Origin of the sequence: Zhongshania sp. (genome assembly GCF_047636175.1) — a bacterium.
Taxonomy (GTDB): domain Bacteria; phylum Pseudomonadota; class Gammaproteobacteria; order Pseudomonadales; family Spongiibacteraceae; genus Spongiibacter.
The window spans coordinates 1-7682 of the sequence record NZ_JBLIKC010000049.1 but is presented as its reverse complement, the minus strand read 5'-3'; the positions used below and the strand labels follow the sequence as shown (position 1 = coordinate 7682).

At 50.1% G+C, this 7682-nt stretch carries 7 protein-coding genes; 3 read left to right on the top strand and 4 right to left on the bottom strand.

Annotated elements, in window-relative coordinates:
• Positions 1-512, top strand: a 512-nt coding sequence (locus tag ACI955_RS17015) for a protein adenylyltransferase SelO family protein (protein ID WP_415244941.1), incomplete at its 5' end; no start/stop codon positions are given.
• A gap of 52 nt (positions 513-564) precedes the next feature.
• Positions 565-993, top strand: coding sequence for a DUF3010 family protein (locus ACI955_RS17010; RefSeq protein ID WP_415244940.1), 429 nt, complete (start codon positions 565-567; stop codon positions 991-993).
• 11 nt (positions 994-1004) lie between these two features.
• Here ACI955_RS17010 and ACI955_RS17005 read toward each other — a convergent pair whose 3' ends face one another.
• From ACI955_RS17005 to ACI955_RS16990, 4 genes are all read right to left on the bottom strand, one after another.
• Positions 1005-2423 carry a cytochrome P450 gene (locus tag ACI955_RS17005; protein ID WP_415244939.1) on the bottom strand — a complete coding sequence of 473 codons (1419 nt, stop codon included), beginning with the start codon at positions 2421-2423 and terminating at the stop codon, positions 1005-1007.
• 165 nt (positions 2424-2588) lie between these two features.
• Entirely contained in the window at positions 2589-4142 is a 1554-nt protein-coding gene (locus tag ACI955_RS17000) for a cryptochrome/photolyase family protein (RefSeq protein ID WP_415244938.1), read from the bottom strand.
• Positions 4136-5629 carry an FAD-binding domain-containing protein gene (locus ACI955_RS16995; protein WP_415244937.1) on the bottom strand — a complete coding sequence of 498 codons (1494 nt, stop codon included), beginning with the start codon at positions 5627-5629 and terminating at the stop codon, positions 4136-4138. Before ACI955_RS16995 ends, ACI955_RS17000 begins: the two co-directional genes overlap by 7 nt.
• Positions 5626-6960 carry a DASH family cryptochrome gene (locus ACI955_RS16990; RefSeq protein ID WP_415244936.1) on the bottom strand — a complete coding sequence of 445 codons (1335 nt, stop codon included), beginning with the start codon at positions 6958-6960 and terminating at the stop codon, positions 5626-5628. Before ACI955_RS16990 ends, ACI955_RS16995 begins: the two co-directional genes overlap by 4 nt.
• Positions 6961-7296: 336 nt before the next feature.
• Here ACI955_RS16990 and ACI955_RS16985 point away from each other — a divergent pair.
• The coding region (locus ACI955_RS16985) for an NADAR family protein (protein ID WP_415244935.1) at positions 7297-7682 on the top strand (386 nt) is incomplete at its 3' end.

Here is a 7682-nt window from a genome sequence, read left to right as displayed (position 1 = left end):
TGAACACCTTCCCCGACTTATTCCTCAGCGCCTACCAGAATATTATTAAAGACAAATTGGGAATCGCTACGTTTACCGAGCAAGATGACGATTTGTATCAAAACCTGCTCAAACTAATGGAACAACAAAAAACGGACTTCACCCTGTGCTTCCGTCGCCTTGCCGAGCTGGCCGATGAGGCTGCCTGCATTAACAGTAGTGTCCGAGAACTTTTTGACTTCAACGACAACTTCACTCTCTGGCTACAACAGTGGCGCCAGCGTCTTAATAGCGACTCGCAATCGCCCGCTCAACGCCAAGCGCAAATGTTTAAAGCGAATCCGGTTTTCATCCCTCGCAACCACTTGGTCCAAGAAGCCATTGCTGCCGCTGAAAGCAACGGTGACTTTAGCTTTTTTAACCAGCTGGTAGACGTGCTCGAAAACCCCCATACTTTCAACCCAGAAAATCAGCGCTACGCCATGCCGGCCAAACCAAACGAAAGGGTATTAAATACCTTTTGCGGGACCTAATAAGGCTTCGCACTTACAGCAGAATATCAGCAACCAACACCAGGGAAACAAAATGAGAATTTGCGGCGTGGAACTCACCGGCAGCGATGCCGTTGTCTGCTTACTTAATTTAGAAAACCAACAATTTAATATACCGGACTGTCGGGCGCGTAAATTGAGCATACCCAAAGAACACAATCAATATGACATAAAGCAATTTCAAGCCGCTTTCGTGCAACTTATGAAAGACTATAAAGTCGACAAAGTCGCGATCAAGGGTCGTTTGCCAAAAGGTAAATTTGCGGGTGGCGCAGTCAGCTTCAAGCTGGAAGCATGCATTCAGCTAATCGCAGACCTCGATGTCATCGTAATCACCTCGTCGCAAGCCAAAGCCGTTTTGGGGGAAAATCCTCTGCAAATTCCGTTTGCCGATACCGAACTAAAAGGCTTTCAAGAAGCCGCCTTTGTCACCGCCTATATCGCCCACCAAGCCATTGTATAAATAGTCGCGGCTCAGGCCGCGCGCTCCTGAGACTCCGGTATAACAACATCAAAACGTACCGGTAGTTTTTGTAAAGTATGAGCGAACATCGAAGCGACAAACGGCGCATCGCCACTTATTGTCATATTTTTGGTGCGTAATAAAAACTCTCGCAGCACAATCCGAATCTCGCTACGCGCCAGTTCTCGGCCTATACAAGCGTGAATGCCGTGACCAAAGGTAAGGTGTCGTTTACCATTGGCGCGGTTTAAATCAACCTTGTCAGGATTTTCGAACACCGATTCGTCGCGGTTAGCAGCCGCCCACATTAGAAATATACGACTGCCCGCTGGCAACTCAACACCGTGTAATACCGTGTTAGTTTTAGTCCAGCGAAAATGTCCTTGAAACGCGGCTTCAAGCCTGAAAACCTCCTCAATGAAGTTATCTAACTTGCTTATATCTGCCCTTATTTCCGCTTCAACCTCAGGGTTTTCAATGAGCAGCTTTAGAGCATTACCCATACTAGTGGCCGAGGAGTCACTGCCCGCAACGAGCATCTGAAAGACACTACTCACCGCCTGCTGATCTGTCATTGGATTACTGGGATCTAACACCGCCTTAACAAAGACGCCGCAAAGATCGTCGCGCGGGTGTTTCTTAGCAATCGCCAACTGCTGCCAACAGTAGCGAATAAACACCAGAATCTCGGCACGGCTTTTGGCAACGTCCACCGAGCTGGCAACCCCGCTTTGGGTAGAAATTGTGTGCATACACCAGTATTTAATTTTGTCATAGTCTTCGGCGGGAAATCCCAGGAGCTTGATGATAATCTGCATTGGCAGCCGCCACCCGACTTGCTGCATAAACTCCACTTCACCGCTGTCTACAAACTTATCCATCAGCAGGCGACACTGGGATTCGATCTCAGACTCAAGACTTTTAACGAAGCGCGAGTTCAAGCCTTTATGCCCCACCTTGCGATCATTGCTGTGCTGCGGCTGATCAGCCACGGCCAATACATCACAGGGCGTTAAACCCAAGGCGGCTAGACGATCGTGTTTTCGACCCTCTTCGATTACACTCTGATGTGGCTTCAAGCCAACAATGGCACCCTGATGAGTAGACGAAAATAGCTCGTTATTACGGCAAACAAAGGCAATATCATCGTAACGGGATAAACAGTAAATACCATTTTGCAAGCGATAAACTGGATACTGCTCGCGCAACATAGCGTAAAAACGATAGGGGTTTTGGAAACACGCATTCTCAAGCGGTCTAAAATCTTCTGGGGTTTGCGGATGTTCTGGAATAGGCTTGGCAAGCGACGCGCCAGCGCTAATCTGACCAGTACTACGGCGACGTTTTTTACGCCAATACATAAAGCGCAGTAGTCCTTCAATGGCGTAAGAAAGTAATAGCCGGCGGCTGTGGTAGAGAAAATCTGGCATATGAATATGCTCTAAATTATTGATGCGATAATCCTAGCACGCTGGGGCTTACATCGTAAATTCAAGCCAGCCAAACCATAGTAAAATGATGTTCACTTTCACTATGACTCGGAATCAGCCGGCAAAGTTGACTCGCTTCAATATATTACCGGCGCTGGAATTAAACTATAGTTCTTCGATATTATCGAGACACCACTGGGCGCGCTCCAGTGTCGCCTGCCGAGTTTCTTCGGGCATTTTATCCCAGTTTTTATAAATCATACTTTGGCGCGGGTTCTTGCTAAACCTTTGGCGGTGAGAAAGCATAAAGTGCCAATATAAGCTGTTAAGCGGACAAGCGGTATCACCAACTTTATCTTGTACACGATAGTGGCAGTCGCCGCAGTAATCACTCATTTTACGGATGTAATTACCGCCTGCTGCGTAGGCTTTAGTCCCCACCAAGCCGCCATCCGCATATTGACTCATGCCCCGAGTGTTTGGCATCTCCACCCATTCCAGCGCATCCACATATATACCTAAATACCACCCGTCCACTTCCTTGGGATCGATGCCGGTGAGGAGACAAAAATTACCGGTCACCATCAGGCGCTGAATATGATGAGCGTATGCATAATCCAGCGACTGCCCAATGGCCTGCGACAGACAGCGCATCTTAGTTTCGCCCGTCCAGAAATAATCAGGTAGTGGTCGCTCGGCACCTAAGCTATTCAACTCCGCATAGCCCGGCATATTGGCCCAGTACACACCCCGAACAAATTCTCGCCAACCCAGAATCTGCCGGATAAAGCCTTCTACCTGAGCCAGATCAATCGCCCCCTCACTGGCCTCAAAAGCCTGTAGCGCAGCATCGATCACCTCACGTGGGTGAAGAATTTTCGCATTGATAGCGAAGGATAGGCGCGAATGATACAGGCTCCAGCGCTGGCTTCCCTCCGCGGTCATGGCATCCTGAAATCGACCAAAATGGGGTAGTAAATAGCCACAAAAATACTCCAGCATTTGCAGCGCCTGCGGTCTACTGACGGGCCAGATAAGCTGCACGTCCGCGCGACCAAAATAGCGAACGCCGCGGCGATCAAGACGCTGCAATATCTCGGTAACGTCGTTGGCGAAGACCAATGGCTCGGGCAACTTAGCGATATCGCTGGGCGTGAGACGCTTACGGTTTTCACTATCAAAATTCCAACGGCCACCAGACGGGACGTCTCCGTCCATCAAAATGTGATGCCGCTGACGCATTAGACGATAGAAATTCTCCAACCTGCGATGTTTGCCCGCAGTGAACTGGCGGGATATTTCTTCAAAGGGCAGTAAAAAATGCTCACTGTCACATTCCTCAACGGTCACATTTGATGGCGCCAAGGCCTGCAACTGCATTAGCAGGCGATACTCGTCTGCACGCTGATACTCAAATACCTTGGCCTTGCAGCTCTTTAATGTAGATTCGATCAGTGCAGGTAAATCACTATAGGCTGCGCTTTCATCTAAGGTAAGGTAATGAACGCGATGTCCGGCTTGTTGCAGAGTCTCGGCAAAAGCCGCTATACCGGCAAAATAAGCGCAGATTTTCTGTACGTGGTGAAGGCAGTAATCGGTCTCTTGGCGTAATTCCGAGATCAGGTAGAGCACCTCATCATCCACCTGTTTAAACCAGCTATGACTGGCATTTAGTTGATCACCGAGGATCAGCCTGACGGTATTAGCAGAATTCAACACTCACCCCCATCTCTAATTTTAGCCGCGCTACTGCGGGGTCTAACGTGAATTGCCAAGATGCGCGCGGCCTCTTTTTTAACCGCGTCGCTACCACGCCAAGACCACAGGCGATCGCGGGCAGCACTAGCCGCCTGCTGCAAATCAACAATAGGTAAGGGGTAGTCCTGGCCGGGAGAGAAGTCCAACATAAGCGCCTCCAGTGGTGGAATAATCCAAGGCTCATGGATGACTTCAGTGGGTAGGTCTGCCAACTCTGGCAGCCAACAACGAATAAATTTACCATCGGGGTCCTGCTCTTTAGATTGCTTAAGCGGGTTGTAAATACGAATCGTATTAGTGCCAGTAACCCCGGCTTGCATCTGAATCTGCGGGTAGTGAATACCGGGGTCAAAGTCTAGAAACAGCCGCGCCAAGTGAGTGGTAGCGTGCTGCCAATGAAGATTCAGGTGATGACAGAGAAAACTCACCAGCATCGCCCGCATCCTAAAATTGATATAGCCAGTACTCTGCAAACAGCGCATACAGGCATCGACAAGGGGGTATCCGGTGCGTCCTTGCTGCCACGCACTCAGGTGCTCCGCCGCTAGCGTATCGTCGCGGTATGGCAGGTCTTCATAGGCACGATTTACCGGTCTGAACTGCATGTCATGCTCGCTTTCGAACTTCTGGATAAAGTGGCAGTGCCAGTGTAATCGCGATGACAAGGCTGTTAACGAACGCTGCCAACCCGGCGTATGTCGATGACCTAACAACTGCTGATACATGTCCCGTATGCTTATATTTCCCCAAGCCAGATACGGCGACATTCGAGAGCACGCTTCGCGACTCGTCGAGGGGCTCGATAGTCGTCGGTAATAGTCGCGGCCACGACCGGCCAAAAAACTGTCCAGCGTTTGCTTAGCGTTTTCTTGACCGCCGCGCTGAAATAATTCTCCATCTTCTAACCAATCCTTTGGCGGCTCAAAATCTGTCACTGAGTAGTCGCTAATGAAATGGGCGACTTCTAGGCCTACCTGAGCCAAGGGGGCGAACATCTGCTGCTGCCAGTGCCGGTCCCAATGCTGCCGATGGCGGGCGCCGCGTTGCACTGCTCCACTGGGCAACTCCCGCCACTTAATACCCTGCTGCCGACACCAAGTCGCGACCGCGCGATCCCTGGCAAAGGTCAACTCCAGACCGATTTCCTGGTGACTGTAGAGACTGTGAATCCCGCGTTCGCGATGGATGTTCTGGAGTATTTCTAGCGCATCGCCACTAAATATAAATAGCTTAGCGCCAAAGGGTTGTAAGGCGGTATTAAGCTCTTGCAAAGATTGCCAGACAAAGCGCCAGTGACGGCGATCATAGTGAGGGTCTAGTAACACCATGGGCTCAAAAATATAGCATAACATCAGCGGCTGCCCGCTTGCACACGCCGCCGCGAGTGCGTCGTGATCGCGCAAACGCAGATCACGCTTAAACCACAGCAGAGCGACCCCGTCACTCATTGCGATTCAGGCTCCCCACCGCAGGGCCAACCAACCATGTCTTGGCTATCTTTCGCCGCTACTGACTCAAGGCCTCCCCAGCGCTCAATAAATTCGCCGCCAGGGTCAAACTGGCGGGTTTGTTTTTCTAGATCAAAATGACGGTGTCCACGGGGATCGGCGCCCACCCCCGCCAAGTACTGCCAATTGCCCCAATTGCTGGCCATATCATAATCGATTAACTGTTGTTCAAAATATGCCGCGCCGTATCGCCAATCAAGCTGGAGCTCATGAACATAGCAACTGGCCACAATCTGGCGTCCACGGTTACTCATATAGCCAGTCTCATTAAGCTGGTGCATACAGGCGTTAACCAGTGGCCAAGGTGTTTTACCCAGGCTCCAGGCGCGAAATCGCTCGGGATAAAAACTGGTCAGCGGCTTGCGTTGTTTAATGCCTTGAAAGCGAAATAAATCATTACCATGCCGGTGGGCATACCACTGAAAATATTCCCGCCACAGTAATTCCACATAAATCCATTCGGTCGAGTCATTGGCGCCACAGCGCTTCTCAAAGTCACGCAACTGGGCAGTAATTTCACGGCCAGACACACAGCCTAAGGCAAGCCACGGCGAGAATTTAGTGGAGTGATGCCAGCGATTCAGATCATTGCGCAGCAGCTTGTAGTTACTCGGCCAATGGCTACCGAAGTAAGATCTAGCGTGCTCAAGCCCGGCAGCCTCGCCGCCATTAAAACTAAATTCCTGATAACTATTTGCCACTTGGCAATGGGTGTGTGGCGGTAAATCAGCAGGGGGCGGCGGCAATTCAGAGATTGCCGGCAAGGGGCCGGGAACCCGCAGTTCGGCGACTGCCTTGCGAAATTGCGAAAATGTCGGTGGCAGTGCAGATGGCGCGAAAGGCAGTGCATCCAAAGCGAACAAAGTATGACTATCCATTTCCTGAAACTGCGTGCTCGGAAAGTAGCCTTTTAACGTTTGCCACTGACTGCGCTCATAACTTCCGGGGTGGCGACTGCGATAAACCTCGTCTACCGGATAGTTAGCCAGAAGATCACCGATGCCTTTGATAGGCGAGCTGTAGCAGATCAGTAGACGCTGCCCAAGCTTGTTAAGCGCACAGTCCAGCTGGGCTAGACTGTCTTCTAAAAACCGCTGCCGCTGACTAGATATGGGCGCATCACCCAAAATATGTGGCGAGCTTCGCAGCAGCGCCGGATCGACACAGGCCACGCACAACAGCTGGTCAACACGACCTGCTAGCGCCCGCAGTGGCGCAAGATCATGCAGGCGAAGATCGTTGACGAACCAGTACAGTCCCAGTTTTTTCATGTCGCTCATTAGTCCTATTTTATACTGGATTTAAATACGGATGCCCGCGGCACCTTGCTCATCTCGAGATCGTTTAGAACTTTATAGGCGGCAGGACAAGGTTTGGATTTTTAGCACCGCAGATTAATTCCTTGCCTACCCTGCTCCGCATTTATCACCACAGCTTAAATCACAACAATCACCCCAACTTTTTACACGGTATGGAGTCCATCGGGGGCGATCCATATCTCCTTATGCCTGTCTATATCTAAAGAGGCGAGCAGTGATAGAGTAGCTATCTCAAAGAGGAATTCTATATAATATTTTCTCTTCCTCGAGTTTAGCCGGAAAAGTCTTATGCTGTTTGATGAACAAGAGAAAAAACTCCTGACCCTCACAAGGGATGATCCCAATCACCTGCTAGCCTCCTATTCCAAACACGCCTTTGTACTGGATGATTTCGAGTGGCCGTCGGTAGAACACTACTATCAGGCGATGAAATTTGACGAGGCCGAGTATCGTGAAAAAATTCGTCAAGCATCTCACCCAGCTGAGGCTTCAAAGTTAGGTAAAAGTAGAGGCCATCAAAAACGTAAGGGCTGGAAGAAAGTCAGTGTGACATATATGACGCGAGGCACTTACATCAAATGTCGTACCCATCCAGAGGTCGCTCAAATGTTATTGAACTCAGACCAAATGGAAATTAAGGACATCAGCCAATATAACTACTTCTGGGGCAGCGG